Genomic DNA, 17071 nt, shown 5'->3' on the forward strand with positions numbered 1-17071 from the left:
CAGTCTTGCGGTCCGTTCCATGCCGATTCCCACCTCAAATGGCTCAAAAACCCCGATCTCTCCGCGCGACCGCGCCGCGCCTCGGCAAGCCGCTGAAACGCTCCTTCTTCGATCGCAGCGTCCACGAGGTCGCCCCCGACCTGATCGGCGCCACCTTTCTAGTCGGCGGCGCCGGCGGCATCATCACCGAGGTCGAGGCCTATCATCACACCGATCCGGCAGCGCATTCCTACCGCGGGCCGACCCCGCGCAACCAGGTGATGTTCGGCCCGCCGGGCTTCTCCTACGTCTACCGCTCCTATGGCATCCATTGGTGCGTCAATTTCGTCTGCGAGGAAGCGGGCTCGGCCAGCGCCGTGCTGATCCGCGCGCTCGAGCCGACCCATGGGCTCGCGGCGATGCGCCGGCGGCGCGGGCTGGAGGACGAGCGCGCGCTGTGCTCGGGGCCCGGCAAGCTCTGCGAGGCGCTCGGCATCACCATCGCGCACAGTGAATTGCCGCTCGACCGCGCCCCGATCGCGCTCCATGCGCGGACCGAGGCACCCGAAATCATCACCGGCGTGCGGATCGGCATCACCAAGGCCGTCGACCTGCCCTGGCGCTACGGGCTGAAGGGATCGAAATTCCTCAGCAAGCGGTTTTGAGCGCCGCGGCGTTATCAGCTATGACGCCTTCTTCAACCGCTCGATCGCCTCGAGGATCTTGGCGCGGCGCTCCGTTGCTGCCACGCGCTTTTCCTTCTCTTCCTCGACGAGCTCTTCCGGCGCGTTAGCGACGAACTTCTCGTTGGCGAGCTTGGCATCGACCCGCTTGATGTCGGCGTCGGCCTTGCCGAGCTCCTTCTCCAACCGCGTGCGTTCAGCCGCGAGATCGATCACGCCCTTCAGCGGCAGCGCCACCGCCTCGCCGCGGACGAGGAGCTGCACCGCGCCTTCCGGCGGGCGATCGGCGAACGAGATTTCCGACAATCGCGCGAGCCGCTTGATGGTGTCGTTCCAGCGCTGCGCGCGGTCCCGCGTCTCGTCAGAGGCGCCCGCGATCACCAGCGGCGTCAGTGTCGACGGCGGGATGTTCATCTCCGCTTTCACCGACCGCATCGCGGTGACGAGATCGACCACCCAGCCGATCTCGGCCTCGGCCGCAGGATCGCTGAACTCGTCCGCGTCGAGCGCGGCAATGACCGGCGGAATGATCGGATCGACCACCGGACCGGCGGTCGCGATCGCGGCCAGCTGCTCGCCGGTCACGCCCGGCTTGCGCGGCCAGGACGCCAGCACCAACAGGCCGTCACGCTTTGCGGTCACCGCCCACAACTCCTCCGTGATGAAGGGCATGAACGGATGCAGCAGCTTGAGGATCTCGTCGCGGGTCCAGGCGATCATGGCACGGGTCTCGGCCTTGGCGGCGCCCTCTTCACCCATCAGCACGGGTTTCGCGAGCTCAAGATACCAGTCGCAGAACACGTTCCAGACGAAACGGTAGATCGCGCCCGCGGCATCGTTGAAGCGATGATCCTCGATCGTCTCGGTGACCTCGCGGGTGACGCGCGAGGTTTCGTGCGCGATCCAGCGGTTCAACGTCTCCTTTGCGCCCTTCGGATCGAAACCATCCGGCTTGACGCAGTCGTTCATCTCGGCGAAGCGGCAGGCGTTCCAGAACTTGGTCGCGAAATTGCGGTTGGTCTCGACCAGATGCGGCGACAGGCGGATGTCATGGCCTTGCGCCGCCTCGCGGGTCAGCGCGAAGCGCAGCGCGTCGGCGCCGTATTCGTCGATCACGCCGAGCGGGTCGATGACGTTGCCCTTCGACTTCGACATCTTGGCGCCCTTCTCGTCGCGGACGAGGCGGTGGATGTAGACGGTCGAGAACGGCGCCTCCTTCATGAAGTGGAGGCCCATCATCATCATGCGGGCGACCCAGAAGAAGATGATGTCGAACCCGGTCACCAGCGTGTTGGTCGGGTAGTAGCGCGCGACCTCCGGGGTGTCGTCCGGCCAGCCCAGCGTCGAGAACGGCCACAGTGCCGACGAGAACCAGGTGTCGAGCACGTCCTCGTCACGCGTGATGAAGCCCTCGCGCTTGGCGGGGTCGACCGCCATGTCGTGGCCCTGCTCCGGCGTGATGACTTCCTGCTCGACGTAGTAGCCGAGCGCGTGGCCGACCGCCTCTTCCTCGGTCTCGGCGACGAACACCTTGCCGTCGGGTCCGTACCACGCCGGGATCTGATGGCCCCACCAGAGCTGGCGCGAGATGCACCAGGGCTGGATGTTCTCCATCCACTCGAAATAGGTCTTTTCCCAGTTCTTCGGCACGAACGTGGTTTCGCCCGAGCGCACCGCCGCGATCGCCGGCTGCGCCAGCGTCTTGGCGTCGACATACCACTGGTCGGTCAGATAAGGCTCGATCACGACGCCGGAGCGATCGCCATGCGGCACCATGTGGGTGTTGGGCTCGATCCGCTCGAGGAAGCCGAACTCCTCCAGCCTTGCGACGATCTTCTTGCGCGCGGCGAAGCGCTCGATGCCGTGAAACTCCGCGGCGAATTCGTCGGCTCCCATCGGCAGGCCGCGCAGATAGTCCTCGTTGCCGGAAAGGCTGAGGCTGCCTTCCTGGTCGAGCACGCTGATCTGCGGCAGGCCGTGGCGCTTGCCGATCTCGAAGTCGGTGAAGTCATGCGCCGGCGTCACCTTGACGGCGCCCGAGCCCTTCTCCGGATCGGCAACGTCGTCGCCGACGATCGGAATTTTGCGGCCGACCAGCGGCAGGATGGCGTGCCGGCCGACCAGATCGGTGTAGCGCTCGTCATCCGGATGCACCGCGACTCCGGTGTCGCCGAGCATGGTCTCGGGACGTGTGGTCGCGACCACGATGAACGACTTCGGATCGTCGGGGCTGAAGCTGCGGCCCTCGATCGGGTAGCGCAGGTACCAGAGATGGCCTTTGACCTCGACCTGCTGCACTTCGAGATCGGAGATCGCGGTGAGCAGCTTCGGGTCCCAATTGACCAGACGCTTGTCCTTGTAGATCAGGCCATCGCGATGCAGCTCGACAAACACCTTGACGACGGCGCGCGACAGGCCTTCGTCCATGGTGAAGCGCTCGCGCGACCAGTCGCAGGAGGCGCCGAGACGCTTGAGCTGGTTGACGATGGTGCCGCCGCTCTCGGCCTTCCACTGCCAGACCCGCTCGAGGAATTTGGCACGGCCCATGTCGCGCCGGCCCGGCTCCTGCCGTTCCATCAACTGACGCTCGACCACCATCTGGGTGGCGATGCCGGCATGATCGGTGCCGGGCTGCCACAGCACGTCGCGGCCGCGCATCCGCTCGAAACGGCACAGGATATCCTGCAGCGTGTTGTTAAGCGCGTGGCCCATATGCAGCGAGCCGGTCACGTTCGGCGGCGGGATCACGATGGTGAAAGGCGCGGCGTCCTTGCGTTCAGGCCGGCCGGCCTTGAACGCACCGCTCTCCTCCCAGATCCGGGCCATGCGGTGTTCGATATCGGCGGGCTGGTAGTTTTTCTCGATCATGACAATGCGCTGTGGACCATGGAAAGGGCTAGAAAGCCGCCGGAGCGCACCAAGTCAACCGGACCGGCACGTCAAAACGGCGTTTAGGGCGTTTTCGAGCGAAGTCGACACCGGTTCGCGAGAAGAAAACGCGTCAAAACAGGAGCTGGGGTTTCGGTTCTGATCTTATCGAACCGAAACTGCGGGGCATTTGGGGAGCTCAATGAGGGCTGCCAAGCCCAACGGCGGGAGCCAGCCTCGCGCCCGCGGCGGAGCTGGCGCCCGCGCGGAGCTAGCGCCCGCGGGATACTCGCTCGATTTCGGCCTTGACGATCCGCTCGACCAGCCCGGGCAGATTGTCGTCCAGCCAGGACTTCAGCATCGGCCGCAGCATCTCCTTGACCAGATCCTCAAGCGTCCGCGCATTGTTGCTCAGCACGGTGTTGGCCAGCGAGTTGAAGGCCGACTCGACGGCCCGCATCGTGGTTCCCGAGATGATCTGCTGCATGGGCGCGGTCTCGATCGCCGGCGGCTCCCGGGCCGGTTCCGGCGCCCGGCTCCGCGCTTCCGTGAACTCGACGTCGTCCTGCGGATCGACCTTGCGGAACGACGGCGCGGCCGCCTGGTCCGGCAGCGCCATCTCGTCGGTGAGTTCGAACACGTCGGCTTCGGGCTGGGCTGCGGGCTGCGGCGACGGCCTGATCTCGGCTGCGGGCGTCGCCTCATCGAGGCTGGCGAGCAACGAGTCGATGTCGTCCTGACTGTTGCTGGCCGCCTGTGCAGCGGCAGGCGGCGGTGATTTCGGCGCGGGCGCGGCGGCCTTCGCGGCCGGAGGCGCTGCGGGCGGCGGGCTCTTCATCGCGGGCTTGGCTGCTGCTGGTGGCTCGACCTTCGGCGGTGGCGGCGCAACGGCAGCCGCCGCCTTCTCGGCCGCGGCCGGCTTTGCCTCGTCGTCGGCAATGATGCGACGGATCGACGCCAGGATCTCCTCCATCGAGGGCTCTTGGACCTTCGCAGGTTGCGTCATCTCCGACTCCACATCGAAACGATTTTACATCAAGCCCGAGAGGATTCGCCGGTTCCGATGATGCGGGCGGAGATTTTCATTGCTCCCTGCCCGACTTGTCCCCAGATCAAGCCCGCCCGAGGCTTTGTGCAAGCTTCGTGTCGCCCAATGCAGCGTGATCACAGGTGGCGTCGCACCTGTCATCACGCTACGCCGGCGCGCCGCGAATCGCCTTGCTGCCCGACAAAACGGTATGTCAGGCCAATTATCGAATGCAAGCAAACGCGCCCGTCTGTGGTCCTGATTAACTCAGAACCACAAACATGACGCGACAAGCGACGATGATGCGAAGGTGTTTAGCGGCCGTCGGGCGTGCGGACGCCGGCCCAGTTGTCACGAACCTGCTGGTAATGCACGCTCGGATCGTAGACGTTGGTCGAAAGTCCGAGCACCTGCGGCGACAAGCGGCCAACTGCGCTCAGCACGTTATAGGACGCGACGACACGGTCGTGCTGCGCGGTGACCAGCGCGTTGCGCGCGTTGACGAGCGCCTGCTGCGCGTTGAGCACGTCGAGCGTGGTGCGCTGGCCGGCCTTGGCCTCTTCGCGCACGCCGTTCAGGGCGATCTCCGACGCGGTCACCTGCGCCTGTGCCGACGCCACCTGCGACTTGCCGGCGACCAGCTGGCCCCATGCGGTGACGACGTTGGCGCGCGCCTGATCGCGGGTCTGTTCGAGCACAAGGCGCTGCTGCGCCAGCGATTCCTTGGACTGGCGGATCAGCGCGTATTCCGCACCGCCCTGGTAGATCGGCACCGACAGCTGGACCGCTGTTCCCGCGCTGAATGCGCGCTGGCTGATCAAGGTCTGCTCGTACTGCTGCTGCACGGACGTTTGCAGGTTGACCGACGGGAACAGCGCACCTTCGCTGACCTTGACCTGCAGGAAGTTGACGTCGACGCCGTACATCGCCGAGGTGACGTTCGGATTCTGGGTCAGGCTGAGTTCGACGGCGGCCGCAAGCGTCGTTGGCAGGAAGCGGTCGACCGGCGAGCCCGGCGCGAGATTCTGCGGCTCGTTGCCGATGATGCGGCGGAAATTCGATCGCGTCGTCGTCAGGTTCGATTCGGCGGTGAGCTGCTGGGTTTTGCCAGCCGCGAGCTGCGCTTCGGATTGCGCGACGTCGGTTCGCGTCACTTCGCCGACATTGAAGCGGTCCTGGGTCTGCTTCAGGGTCTGTTCCAGCACGCGCGTGTTGCTGCGTTGAACTTCGACGATGGCGGAGTCGCGGAGATAATCCATGTAGATCGTCGCCGCGCTCAGCATCACGGTTTGCTCGAGCACGCGCAGGCCTTCGCGGGCCGCCGAGACCTGGCTTTCCGCCGCGCGCACCCTGGGCGCGGTCTGCGCGTTGAACAGCGACTGGTTGACTGTGAGGCCTGCGCTGCGCGGCGCGTTGGCGCCATGGATTTGGGTGCGAACAAGATTGTTCGAGTCGCCCCCCTGTGTCGTCAGCGTATCGGTGTATTGGTATCCCGCGCTTGCCGTCAGCGCGACTTTCGGGCGGTAGCCCGACAGTGCCTGCGGAACGTTCTCGTCGGTTGACCGCACCTGCGCGCGTTGCGCGTTCAGCTGGGGATTGTTCTGGTAGGACCGCACCAAAGCGGCCTCGATTGTATCGGCGAGTGCGGGCACAGGTCCCATCTCCGCCAACAGAAGGACGGCAGTCGCAGCCGCGGTGACAACCTTCACCCCACGCATCCCCGGAAATCCAATCATTGTAGTCGCCGTCTCCACACGCAAATCAGTCCGGCGGTCGCTTCAGTCGAAGTGAGTCCCGCCTCACCTTAGTCCGCAGCTAGGGCCAACGGAACTACCCCGCAACGGAACACGGTCGAAACTCTTCACATGGGGCAAACGGGCCACACTTCTGATTCGGAACGGGATTTTATCAGCCGGTGCGCCGCGATAGCGTCAGAACACGAAGGCGGGAACCCGCTCGAATCCCGGCAAAACGGGGGCCGAGGCGTCGAACAGCTCGCGATGGCCGAAATCCCCATGGGAGTGCGTCACCAGGGTGGCGCGCGGCGGCGGCAACAGGCCGAACACTCCGACCAGCCGGCCCCCCTCCTTGAGCTGGCCGAACAGCCCGGTCGGGACGATTTCCGTCGCACCATTGAGGATAATGACGTCAAACGGGGCGCCCGCGGCATCGCCGTCGGTGGCCGCAGCCGTTTTAACGGTGATATTCTGGATCCCGAGCTGGGCGAAGGCTGTGGTCGCCTTTTCGGCAAGCGCCGGATCGCTTTCGGTCGCGCTGACGTCTGCGGCAAAGCGCGCCACGACGGCGGCGGCGTAGCCGGTCGCGCAGCCGACCACCAGGACGCGGTCGGTGGCCTTGATCTCGGCGGCCTGGAGCATCCTGGCGAGCAGCGCCGGCGTGATCAGGCAGCGCCGCGTAGCACCGCCCTCGGCGACATCGAGGTCGAGGTCGAGATAGGCCAGCGCCTGCTTGTCGGCCGGCACGAAGACCTCGCGCGGCACGGTCAGCATGGCATCGAGGATACGATCATCGGTCACGTCGCTCGGACGCACCTGACCATCGACCATATACTGGCGCGCGGTCGAAAAACCGGTCATTGGCGGAGACCCTGCAAGTCGCGGCATTGCCGCTGGAGAAGCTAGAACAGGGCCATCTTTTGGAACAAGCTCCGCCAAAACGCAACACGCCGCTGGCGCGCAAAAACGCGCGTCCAAAACGCGCTCCACGGCGCGGTCTATTCGATCGTGACGGCGAGTCGGCCGATCAGGCGGGCCACTTCATCGAGATGCTCGGAATCATGCTCCTCGACGGCCCTCGCGAGCCGGCGGACGCACTCATCGTCACTGATGTCGGGGGCATCGTTCGGAACCAGCGTCGGCTGCGGCATCGACAGGTCGATCAGGTTAATAGCCATCGAAATCACCTCTCAGGACCCGGCGAGAGCAAGTGTCGACGGCTATTGAGTCGATTTGACGACGTTTTCGGCCTGTCCGCTGCGGACCACGGGCTTGTGATTGTTGATGAGTGTGACAGGGCCAGACCGAACTGGCTCCCCGGGCTGGATTCGAACCAGCGACCATTCGATTAACAGTCGAATGCTCTACCGCTGAGCTACCGAGGAATAGGCGAACATCTGTTCGCGAGCGGGCAGCGTATAACAAAGCCTTTCGGCCTTGCAAAGAACCAAATGGCCCCTCCGGCGAAACTTTAGCACGCACGGTAAGCCTCTGCGACACAAGGACTTCCCCAACGCCCGGCGTGGTACATGCCCAGCCTGCCGGCCCGGCCGCTGCTCCTGCGTGCGCCTGGAAACATCGCCAGCGCGGCGGTCGCGCCGCGCCCGTGATTCTGTCAGGGGCGCCACGGCCCAGTTCGTCGCGCAAACGGGGCTGGCTATCGCCCGGCAATGGCAACGATGAACAGCGCGGTCGCGGCCAGCGAGGCGATGGTCCGCACATGGTTCCAGAAGGTCCAGTCGGTGAGATAGCGCGCCCAGACCGATGTCGCCGACGTGCCCACGGGGTCGGTAGCCGCAAGCTGATCGTTCAGAGGAACGTTGAAGACGACCGTGACGACGAACATGCCGACCACGTAGAGGCCGCCGCCGCAAATCATCGCAATCGCGCCCGGCTCCTGCCATCTGAGCCCACCGAGCACGACCAGCACGGCGCAGGACAGCGTGGTGCCGAGGAACACCGGCATGAACGGCGAGCGGACGATATCGACATTGATCGCGTTCATCGCCGAGATGCCGGCGGCCTGATCGATCCGGCCGAGTGCCGTCATGACGAATGCCGAGAACGCGAAATAGAGCCCCGCGAGCAGGCCGCAGCCGAGCGCGGAAAACCACAGCAAGCCCGAGGTCAGGATCTGGCGCATTGTCCGCCTCCAAATGCGAGATATACTCGTATTTGTGAAATGCGATAAACTCTCGTATTAGAGCCGTCAACCCCGATGCAGGGAAGAGAGAGATGTCGAGACGAAAGGCCGCGGCCGCGGAAGTCCCCCTGCCCGGGCTGGCGCGGCTTGCCCCGACCCAGCAGCGCAGCCGCGAGCGCTTCGAGCGCATCCTCGCCTGCGCGACCGAGATCATGGCGGAAAAGGGCAGCGAGGCTTTCCGTATGAGCGACATCGTCGCGCGCAGCGGCGTCGCTTTCGGCTCGCTCTATCAATATTTCCCGGACAAGGCCGCGATCATCGGCACCCTGGCCGAACGCCATAACGCAGTCGGACGCGAATGCGTCAGGCGGGATCTGGCCGCGGTGGCGACCGCGCGCGACCTGCACCCGGCGCTGTGCCGGATCGTCGACAGCTACTACGAGATGTTCATGCGCGAGCCTGTCATGCGCGACATCTGGCAGGCGACGCAGGCCGACCGCGCCCTGCAGAAGCTCGATGCCGACGACATGGCCGCGCTCTCCGGTCTGTTGTCCGACGCGGTCAGGCGGATTGCCCCCGACATGCCGACTGCCGCCCTCGCCATCTTTTCAGCACTGACCATGACGCTGATCGCAGCCGCCGTGCGTCACGCGATCACGCTGCCACCGAGGAAGGCGCGGCAGGCGCTGACGCAATTCAAGTCCATGCTGCCGCACGACCTCGCCGGGCTGACATGACTGCGCGCAGACGTCGGGAATATTCTCCGGCCCGAGGCGATAGACAGCGGGTGTAGACGATTTGCGCTGCCCGCAGCGCCCAACGCTGCCCACTGGTGAAACCATGTCAGCAAGAGCCGAGGATCGAGGTGGCTTGCGATCAACGAGTATCCCGCAATGCGCGCCCTCATTGTCACGGCTCCCTAAAATTCCTGCGATATTTGACGGCTATGAGTAGTGCCCGGAATTCCGGGCAGAGTTTTTCGCAAGATGTGATCTGTCTCACATGAGGTGCGCCCGCGCCGACCTAGGTTCCCGAAGGGGTCACCAACGATTTATTAACCAACACGGGCGCCATCGTTCTTTTCATAAAATTCGAACGAATCGCTCAATCCGGACCGAAGACTGTTTTGCGACCATGGCGCTCTCGAACCTCGGAGAGCGCGATGAGCGAAGTCGAATTTGATCTGCTGCTGGACGCCGTGCGAACGGCGATCGCGCCCATTGCTCAGGAGGATCTTGTGGCTCAGCCCTCGCCCCGCATTCAGCCGCCACCGCGCGCGGCCAATGACAACTTGGCGCCGTGGCCGCTGATTCCATTTCCTGAAGGTTGGTACGCCGCGAGCTAATGCGGCTTCTCATTGACTGGCTGCAAGCCATTGATGAGATGAGTGGAGGCCACGACCAGAATTGAACTGGTGTACACGGTTTTGCAGACCGTTGCGTAACCACTCCGCCACGTGGCCCCTTGCGGCGGACTTCATATACGGCCTCTCTCGGATAGGCAACCGAGCCGGAAGGCAAGGTACCCCTTGTTTGAGCATGATCTCCGCGCAAACACCCTGCGTTTGTCGCGAGGGAAAACCGCTTCGCGCTTTTCCGGATCAGGCTCTAACGCCGCCGCCTCCGGAAATCCCGCTTCTTCGGCTTTGGCGCCAATTCCGGCAATTTGGCCTGCACTTCCCGGAACCTGGCCAGCATGCGCTCGAAACTACCGGTTAACGTTGCGGCAATGTCCGGCCGCTTCTCCAGCCCCGCCAGCAGGATCGCGGCCGCCTCGATGGTGGACAAACCGTCGCGCCGCGGTTCCCGCCGCAGCTGGCCGTAAAGCGAGGGCCGTTTCGGCCCGAGAATCACCCGCTGGCACTTCAGCATCCAGGCATTGCGCCACCACAGCGCCTTGGCCTGGCTCCAGGTGCCGTCGAGCAGCACGATGCCCTCGATATCGGAGAGAATCGCGCGCTGATGGGGCTCAAGTTCGCCCTTGCGGTTGATCGCGACGATCTCGGCATCGGTATAGAGATCCTCGACCTTGGCCGAGCCGAGATAGAGCACCGCCCAGCGCGACGGATCGGGCACCGGCCGGCCGAGCGCCTTGGCAAGGCTCGGCCAGGACAACCCGATCCGGACCACGGCGTTCTCGAAATGCCGCGCCAACAGTCGCGCGGTGCCGAGCGCCCTGTCCTGCTCCTGCGGATGGATCAGGATCAGGAGCTGGATGCGGCTCTCGATCGGCGTGACGCTGTCGCAGATGCACAGCGGCAGCGGCTTGCCGCAATGCGCGCATTCCTCGATCTCGGCGACAATATCGGTTTTTGCTTCGGTCGGTTCGGACATCGCTCCGCTATACGCTTGCAACCGCGCAATTCAAACTATTCAGCGGGTGCGTGCACGCCTGACGGCTCGCGGCGCTGGCGCAGCCGGTCGATCAGCAGATAGATCACCGGGGTAGTGTAGAGCGTCAGGATCTGCGACACGAACAAGCCGCCGATGATGGTGATGCCGAGCGGCCGGCGCAGCTCGGTGCCCGGGCCGGTCGCAATGACCAGCGGAATGCCGGAGAACAGCGCGGCCATCGTCGTCATCAGGATGGGACGGAAGCGCGCGCGGCAGGCCTCGAAGATCGCGTCCCGCGACGACAGGCCCTGATGCCGCTCGGCCTCGAGCGCGAAGTCGACCATCATGATGCCGTTCTTCTTGACGATGCCGATCAAGAGGATGATGCCGACGAAGGCGATCACCGTCAGCGGCGTGTTGGTCACCTGCAAGGCAAGCAAGGCGCCGAGGCCGGCCGACGGCAGCGTCGAGATGATCGTGATTGGATGCGCCAGGCTCTCATAGAGCACGCCGAGCACGATATACATCGCGACCAGCGCACCGAGGATCAGCAGCGGCTGCCGCCCGCTGGTCTTGTTGAAATCGCCGGCATTGCCGTCGAAGCTGCCGCGAATGCCCTCGGGCATGTGCAGCCCGTCGACCGCCTGCTGGATGTTCGTCGTCGCGACCTCCAGCGGCACGTCCGGCAGCAGGTTGAACGACACCGTGGTCGAGGGGAAGCCGCCGGAGTGATAGACCGCGAGCGCCGACAGGCCGCGCTGGTAGTGCACCAGCGCCGACAGCGGCACCTGCACGTCGTTGGCGCCGGCGACGTAGATGCGCTCGAGGTTCGACGGGTCGCTCTGGAATTTCGGATCGATCTCGAGCACCACCACGTACTGGTTGCGCTGGGTGTAGATGTACGAGATCTGCCGTTGCGAGAAGGCGTTGTTGAGCGCGTTGTCGATGTCCTGCACGCGGACGCCGAGGCTGGACGCGGTCTTGCGGTCGATCACGAGGTTGAGCTGCAGGCCGCCGGGATCGCGGTCGGAGGAGACGTCCGTGATGCCCTCCACCGTCTCCATGCGCTTGGCCACGATCGGCGCCCATTTCTGCAACAGCTCGAGGTCGGTCGAGGCGAGCGTGTACTGGTAGTCGGAATCGCTCTGCCGGCCGCCGGTGCGGATGTCCTGGGCGGCGAACATGAACAGGCGGATGCCCGGCACCATGAACAGGTTGCGGCGCAGCCGGTCGATCACCTGCGCGGTCGACATGCCTCCCCGTTCCTCCGGCGGCTTCAGGCTGATGTACATGATACCGCGGTTGGAGGTGGCGCCGCCCGGGCCGCCGCCGGAGCCGACCGATGAGCCGATGCCGGCGACCGCGGGGTCCGCCATCACGATGTCGGCGAGCCGCTGCTGCAGCTGAAGCATCGCCTGGAACGAGATATCCGCCGAGGCCCGCGTCGAGCCGATCACGAAGCCGCTGTCGTCGGTCGGAAAATAGCCCTTAGGCGTCTTGATGTAGAGCGTCACCGTCAGCGCGACGGTGGCGAAGAAGACCACCAGGGTCAGGAAGGGATAGCCGAGCACGATCCGCAGCGTCGATGCGTAGAAGGCCACGACCCGGGACAGCGTGCCCTCGATGACGCGATCGTACCAGGTGGCATGATCCGAGGTCGCCTCCCTGATGTAATGCGCGCAGATCATCGGCGTGATGGTCAGCGACACCACGGTCGAGACCACGATCGCAAACACCAGCGTCAGCGAGAATTCGCGCAGCAGCCGCCCGACGATGCCATCCATGAAGATCAGCGGCGTGAAGGCCGCGATCAGCGACAGCGAGATCGACAGCACCGTGAAGCCGATCTGCTTGGCGCCTTCGACCGCGGCCGGATACGGCGCCATGCCCTGCTCGAGATTGCGGTACATGTTCTCGATCATCACGATGGCGTCGTCGACCACGAAGCCGACCGAGATCGCCAGGGCCATCAGCGACAGATTGTCAATCGAGAACCCGGCAAGCCACATTCCGGCGCAGGTGCCGGCCAGCGCCAACGGCACCGAGACGCCAGCGGCGATCGTCGGCACAACGCGGCGCAGGAACACGAACACCACAATCATCACAAGCACCGCGGTCGCCAGCAGCGTGAACTGCATGTCCTCGACGCTGGCGCGGATCGTTCCGGTGCGATCGACCAGGGTCGAGATCTCGACGCCCGCCGGAATCCATTTCCTCAGCTCCGGCAGCAACCTGCGAACGTTGTCGACGGTGTCGATGACATTGGCGTCGCCCTGCTTGGTGATCTGGATCAGCACCGCCGGTTGCTTGTTGAACCAGGCGATCGAGCGCGAATTGCGGACGGAATCCTCGACCTCGGCGACGTCGGCGAGGCGGACGAAATTGCCGTTCGAGCTCTTGATGACGATGTCGCGGAACTCGGCCGCGGTGCGCATCTGCTTGTTGATCGAGAGCGTCTCGCTCAGCCGGCCGCCATTGAAGATGCCGACCGGCCCCAGCGGGTTGGCATTGATGATCGCGAGCCGGACGTCGTCGGTCGCGATTCCGGCGTTCGCCAGCGACACCGGGTTGAGCGCGATGCGCACCGCCGGCTGGTCGGCGCCGCTGACGGTCACCTCGCCCACTCCCGGCACCTGCGAGATGCGCTGCGCCAGCACCGTGTCGGCGACGTCGTACATCGCGCTGGTGGAGATCGTCTTCGAGGTCAGCGCCAGCACGAATACCGGCGACGCGGCCGGGTTGGCCTTCCGGAACTTGGGCAGCGACGGCAGGTCGCTCGGCAAATCGGCGAGCGAGGCGTTGATCGCGGCCTGCACGTCGCGCGCGGCGCGGTCGATATTGCGGCCGATCGAGAACTGCACCTGGATGCTGGTGGTGCCGAGCGAGCTCGTCGAGGTGATCTGGTCGACACCGGAAATGGTGCCGAGCTTGCGCTCGAGCGGTGCGGCGACGGTCGCGGCCATCACCGAGGGATCGGCCCCCGGCCTGGACGCCGATACCCGGATGGTCGGGAAATCGACATTCGGGACCGACGACACCGGCAGGAACTGGTAGGCGACGATCCCGACCAGGAACAGCCCGATCGCAAGCAGTGTCGTGCCCACCGGCCTGCGGATGAAGGGCTCCGAGATCGAGATCACTGCATGCCCTCGGTGGCGCCCGCGATCGGCGGGCCGCTGGGACCTGGCTCAGGCACGGCCCGCTCGATCCTGCGGTTGAGGCGGTCGAGCGCCAGATAGATCACCGGCGTGGTGTAGAGCGTCAGCAGCTGGCTCAGCAGCAGGCCGCCAATGATCGAGATACCGAGCGGGAAACGGAGTTCGGCGCCGGTGCCGCTTTCGATCGCGAGCGGCAGCGCGCCGAACAGCGCCGCCAGCGTCGTCATCATGATCGGGCGGAAGCGCAGCAGGCAGGCCTGCACGATGGCGTCATACGACGACATGCCCTGGTGACGCTCGGCCTCCAGCGCGAAGTCGATCATCATGATCGCGTTCTTCTTGACGATGCCCATCAACAGGATGATGCCGATCAGGCCGATCACCGAGAGGTCCTGCCCGCACAGCATCAAGGCGAGGATGGCGCCGACGCCGGCCGACGGCAGCGTCGACAGGATGGTGATCGGGTGGATGTAGCTCTCGTAGAGCACGCCGAGCACGATGTAGATCGTGATGATCGCCGCCAGGATCAGCCAGGGCTGCCCGGCGAGCGAGCGCGCGAATTCGGCGGCGTCGCCGGAATAAATCCCGACGATGCTGCCGGGCATCCCGATCCTGCTCTCGATCGCCTTCACCGCCGCGACCGCGTCGCCGAGCGCCTCGCCCGGCGCCAGGTTGAAGCTGAGCGAGACCGACGGGAATTGCGCCTGGTGCGAGATCGCGAGCGGCGCCGTGGTCCGGACCAGCGTCGCCACCGCCGACAGCGGCACCTGCGCGCCGTTGGCGCCGGGCAGATAGAGCTTGTCGAGGATCGACGGGTCGCGCTGATACATCGGCAGCGCTTCGAGCACCACGCGGTACTGGTTGGCCTGGCCGTAGATCGTCGAGATCTGCCGCTGCGCGAAGGCATCGTTCAGCGTGTCGGTGACGCCCTGCAGATTGACGCCGAGCTGGCCGGCACGCTGGCGGTTGACGTCGAGCGCCGCGCGCAGGCCGCCCTCCTGCGCCTCCGACGAGACATCGCGGAAGATCGGGTCACGCCGCATCTCGGCGACGAGCTTTTGTGCCCATTGCGAGACCTCGGCGGCGTCGGTTGCGGTCAGCGTGTACTGGTATTGCGAGCGGCTCGACTGGGTCGAGATCTGCACGTCCTGCACCGGCTGGAAGTAGACAGTCATGCCGGGCACCGCCGCGACCTTCTGCTTGAGGCGCTCGATCACCTTGACGACGCCCTCGCGCCGCTCATCGAGCGGCTTCAACGTCATCACCAGACGGCCGACATTGGTGGTCGGATTGACCGAGCCCGAGCCGATCACCGAGACCACGCCAACCACATCAGGATCGGCCTTGATGATGTTTGAGACCGCGCTCTGACGCCGCTGCATCTCGGCGAACGAAACGTCGGGCCCGGCCTCGGTCACCGCCGTGATCGACGAGGTGTCCTGCAGCGGCAGAAAACCCTTCGGCGCCAACACATACATGATCAGCGTCAACGCGATGGTCGCGAACGTCACCAGCAGCGTCGCGCGCTGGCGCCGCAGCACCCAGAGCAGCGTCCGATGGTAGAACTCCACCATGCGGTCGATAAAGCGGCTGACCGCGGCCAGGCCCGGGACCGCCATCTCCTCATGGATGTTCTTGAGCAGCCGCGAACACATCATCGGCGTCAGCGTCAGCGAGACGATCGCCGAGGTCACCACCGCGATCGTCAAGGTGAGCGCGAATTCGCGGAACATGCGGCCAACCAGGCCGGACATGAACAGCAGCGGGATGAACACCGCGATCAGCGACACCGTCAGCGAGATCACGGTGAAGCCGATCTCGCTGGCCCCCTTCAGCGAGGCCTCCATCACCGTCTCGCCGCCTTCCATGTGGCGGACGATGTTCTCGATCATGACGATGGCGTCGTCGACCACAAACCCGGTTCCGATGGTCAGCGCCATCAGCGACAGGTTGTCGAGGCTGAAGCCGGCGAAATACATGATGCCGAAGCTCGTGACCAGCGACAGCGGCAGCGCGACGCCGGCGATCAGAGTCGCGCGCAGCGACCGCAGGAACAAGAGCACCACCAGTGTCACCAGCACGACGCTCAGGATCAGCGTGAACTGCACGTCGCGCACCGAGGCGCGGATCGTCACGGTACGGTCGGAGACGATGGTCAGCTTGACGCCGGCCGGGACCGCCCGCTGGAGCCGCGGGATTTCGCCGCGGATCTGCTTGACGACGTCGATGACATTGGCGCCCGGCTGGCGCTGGATGTCGATGATGACGGCCGGTGTGCCCTGGTACCAGCCGCCGGTGCGGTCGTTCTCCAGCCCATCGACGATCTGGGCAACGTCGCCGATCGTGACCGGCGAGCCGTTGCGATAGGCGATGATGATCGGCCGGTAGGCGTCGGCGGCGGCGATCTGGTCGTTGGCGGCGATGGTGTAGGATTGCTGGGCACCGTCGAGCGAACCCTTCGGCCCCGACACGTTGGCGCCAGCGATCGCGTTGCGCAGATCCTCCATCGCGATGCCATAGGCCGCAAGCCGGGCCAGATCGGCCTGCACGCGCACCGCCGGCTTCAGGCCGCCGAGGATCGAGACCCGGCCGACGCCGGAAATCTGGCTCAGCCGTTGGCCGAGGATGGTGTCGGCGAGATCGCTCATCGCCCGCAGCGAGATCGTCTCCGAGGTCAGCGCCAGCGTCATGACCGGCGCGTCCGCCGGGTTCACCTTGGCGTAGACAGGCGGATACGGCAGCGTCTTCGGCAAAATGCCGGCGGCGGCATTGATCGCGGCCTGCACATCCTGTGTAGCACCGTCGATGTCGCGGTTGAGGTCGAACTGCAGCGATATCTGGCTGACGCCGAACGAACTCGTCGAGTTCATCGACGACAGCGACGGGATCTGCCCGAGCTGCCGCTCCAAGGGCGCCGTGATCAGCGAGGCCACCACGTCGGGGCTCGCGCCGGGCAGTTGCGTCGTCACCTGCACAGTCGGGAAGTCGACCTGCGGCAGCGCCGAGACCGGCAGCGCCCAATAGCCGAGCGCGCCGCCGATCATCAGGGCGATGCCGAGCAGCGAGGTGGCGATCGGCCGGCGGATGAACGGTTCGGAGACGCTCATGGCTGCGTGCTCGCTGTAAGATCGGACATTACGAAGT

12 protein-coding genes and 2 tRNA genes are annotated in these 17071 nt (G+C 65.2%); 3 read left to right on the forward strand and 11 right to left on the reverse strand.

Annotation, left to right across the window (positions count from 1 at the left end; genetic code table 11):
- Positions 1-38 precede the first annotated feature (38 nt).
- Entirely contained in the window at positions 39-644 is a 606-nt protein-coding gene (locus E2I15_RS07490; protein ID WP_137481932.1) for a DNA-3-methyladenine glycosylase, read from the forward strand.
- A gap of 18 nt (positions 645-662) precedes the next feature.
- Here E2I15_RS07490 and E2I15_RS07495 read toward each other — a convergent pair whose 3' ends face one another.
- From E2I15_RS07495 to E2I15_RS07525, 7 genes are all read right to left on the reverse strand, one after another.
- Complete coding sequence (locus tag E2I15_RS07495) at positions 663-3530, reverse strand: valine--tRNA ligase (RefSeq protein ID WP_137481934.1); 2868 nt, start codon at positions 3528-3530, stop codon at positions 663-665.
- Between the two features lie 271 nt (positions 3531-3801).
- A complete protein-coding gene (locus E2I15_RS07500) occupies positions 3802-4536 on the reverse strand; it encodes a PopZ family protein (protein ID WP_137481936.1) in 735 nt (244 codons plus the stop codon).
- 335 nt (positions 4537-4871) lie between these two features.
- Positions 4872-6275 (reverse strand): TolC family outer membrane protein, encoded by a 1404-nt coding sequence (locus E2I15_RS07505; protein WP_137481938.1) that lies wholly within the window; start codon positions 6273-6275, stop codon positions 4872-4874.
- Between the two features lie 213 nt (positions 6276-6488).
- Positions 6489-7154, reverse strand: coding sequence for a protein-L-isoaspartate O-methyltransferase family protein (locus E2I15_RS07510; protein ID WP_137481940.1), 666 nt, complete (start codon positions 7152-7154; stop codon positions 6489-6491).
- 137 nt (positions 7155-7291) lie between these two features.
- Entirely contained in the window at positions 7292-7471 is a 180-nt protein-coding gene (locus E2I15_RS07515; protein ID WP_016842100.1) for a hypothetical protein, read from the reverse strand.
- Between the two features lie 132 nt (positions 7472-7603).
- Positions 7604-7678, reverse strand: a tRNA-Asn gene (locus tag E2I15_RS07520).
- Positions 7679-7950: 272 nt separating this feature from the next.
- The gene (locus E2I15_RS07525; RefSeq protein WP_016842101.1) at positions 7951-8436 is read right to left on the reverse strand and encodes an anthrone oxygenase family protein; all 486 of its coding nucleotides are present in this window, start codon (positions 8434-8436) and stop codon (positions 7951-7953) included.
- A gap of 92 nt (positions 8437-8528) precedes the next feature.
- Here E2I15_RS07525 and E2I15_RS07530 point away from each other — a divergent pair, with 92 nt between their 5' ends.
- Together E2I15_RS07530 and E2I15_RS07535 are read left to right on the forward strand one after the other, a co-directional pair.
- A complete protein-coding gene (locus E2I15_RS07530; protein ID WP_137481942.1) occupies positions 8529-9173 on the forward strand; it encodes a TetR/AcrR family transcriptional regulator in 645 nt (214 codons plus the stop codon).
- 425 nt (positions 9174-9598) lie between these two features.
- Positions 9599-9781 (forward strand): hypothetical protein, encoded by a 183-nt coding sequence (locus tag E2I15_RS07535; protein ID WP_137481944.1) that lies wholly within the window; start codon positions 9599-9601, stop codon positions 9779-9781.
- Between the two features lie 43 nt (positions 9782-9824).
- Here E2I15_RS07535 and E2I15_RS07540 read toward each other — a convergent pair.
- The 4 genes from E2I15_RS07540 to E2I15_RS07555 all read right to left on the reverse strand — a co-directional run bounded on the left by E2I15_RS07540 (position 9825) and on the right by E2I15_RS07555 (position 17034).
- Positions 9825-9898 (reverse strand) — tRNA-Cys (locus E2I15_RS07540).
- Between the two features lie 145 nt (positions 9899-10043).
- Positions 10044-10769, reverse strand: coding sequence for a tRNA-uridine aminocarboxypropyltransferase (locus E2I15_RS07545; protein WP_137481946.1), 726 nt, complete (start codon positions 10767-10769; stop codon positions 10044-10046).
- 35 nt (positions 10770-10804) lie between these two features.
- Positions 10805-13909, reverse strand: coding sequence for an efflux RND transporter permease subunit (locus tag E2I15_RS07550; RefSeq protein ID WP_137481948.1), 3105 nt, complete (start codon positions 13907-13909; stop codon positions 10805-10807).
- Positions 13906-17034 (reverse strand): efflux RND transporter permease subunit, encoded by a 3129-nt coding sequence (locus tag E2I15_RS07555; protein ID WP_137481950.1) that lies wholly within the window; start codon positions 17032-17034, stop codon positions 13906-13908. Before E2I15_RS07555 ends, E2I15_RS07550 begins: the two co-directional genes overlap by 4 nt.
- Positions 17035-17071: the final 37 nt, after the last annotated feature.

This window comes from Bradyrhizobium sp. BR2003, assembly GCF_009720285.1.
In the GTDB taxonomy this organism is placed as follows: Bacteria; Pseudomonadota; Alphaproteobacteria; order Rhizobiales; family Xanthobacteraceae; genus Bradyrhizobium; species Bradyrhizobium elkanii.

Bases quoted from the DNA above. Each gene is read 5' to 3' on its own strand.
- E2I15_RS07525 (WP_016842101.1), bottom strand. From the start codon at position 8,436: ATGCGCCAGATCCTGACCTCGGGCTTGCTGTGGTTTTCCGCGCTCGGC.
- E2I15_RS07535 (WP_137481944.1), top strand. From the start codon at position 9,599: ATGAGCGAAGTCGAATTTGATCTGCTGCTGGACGCCGTGCGAACGGCG.
- E2I15_RS07510 (WP_137481940.1), bottom strand. From the start codon at position 7,154: ATGACCGGTTTTTCGACCGCGCGCCAGTATATGGTCGATGGTCAGGTG.
- E2I15_RS07500 (WP_137481936.1), bottom strand. From the start codon at position 4,536: ATGACGCAACCTGCGAAGGTCCAAGAGCCCTCGATGGAGGAGATCCTG.
- E2I15_RS07555 (WP_137481950.1), bottom strand. From the start codon at position 17,034: ATGAGCGTCTCCGAACCGTTCATCCGCCGGCCGATCGCCACCTCGCTG.
- E2I15_RS07515 (WP_016842100.1), bottom strand. From the start codon at position 7,471: ATGGCTATTAACCTGATCGACCTGTCGATGCCGCAGCCGACGCTGGTT.
- E2I15_RS07495 (WP_137481934.1), bottom strand. From the start codon at position 3,530: ATGATCGAGAAAAACTACCAGCCCGCCGATATCGAACACCGCATGGCC.
- E2I15_RS07530 (WP_137481942.1), top strand. From the start codon at position 8,529: ATGTCGAGACGAAAGGCCGCGGCCGCGGAAGTCCCCCTGCCCGGGCTG.
- E2I15_RS07490 (WP_137481932.1), top strand. From the start codon at position 39: ATGGCTCAAAAACCCCGATCTCTCCGCGCGACCGCGCCGCGCCTCGGC.
- E2I15_RS07545 (WP_137481946.1), bottom strand. From the start codon at position 10,769: ATGTCCGAACCGACCGAAGCAAAAACCGATATTGTCGCCGAGATCGAG.
- E2I15_RS07505 (WP_137481938.1), bottom strand. From the start codon at position 6,275: ATGCGTGGGGTGAAGGTTGTCACCGCGGCTGCGACTGCCGTCCTTCTG.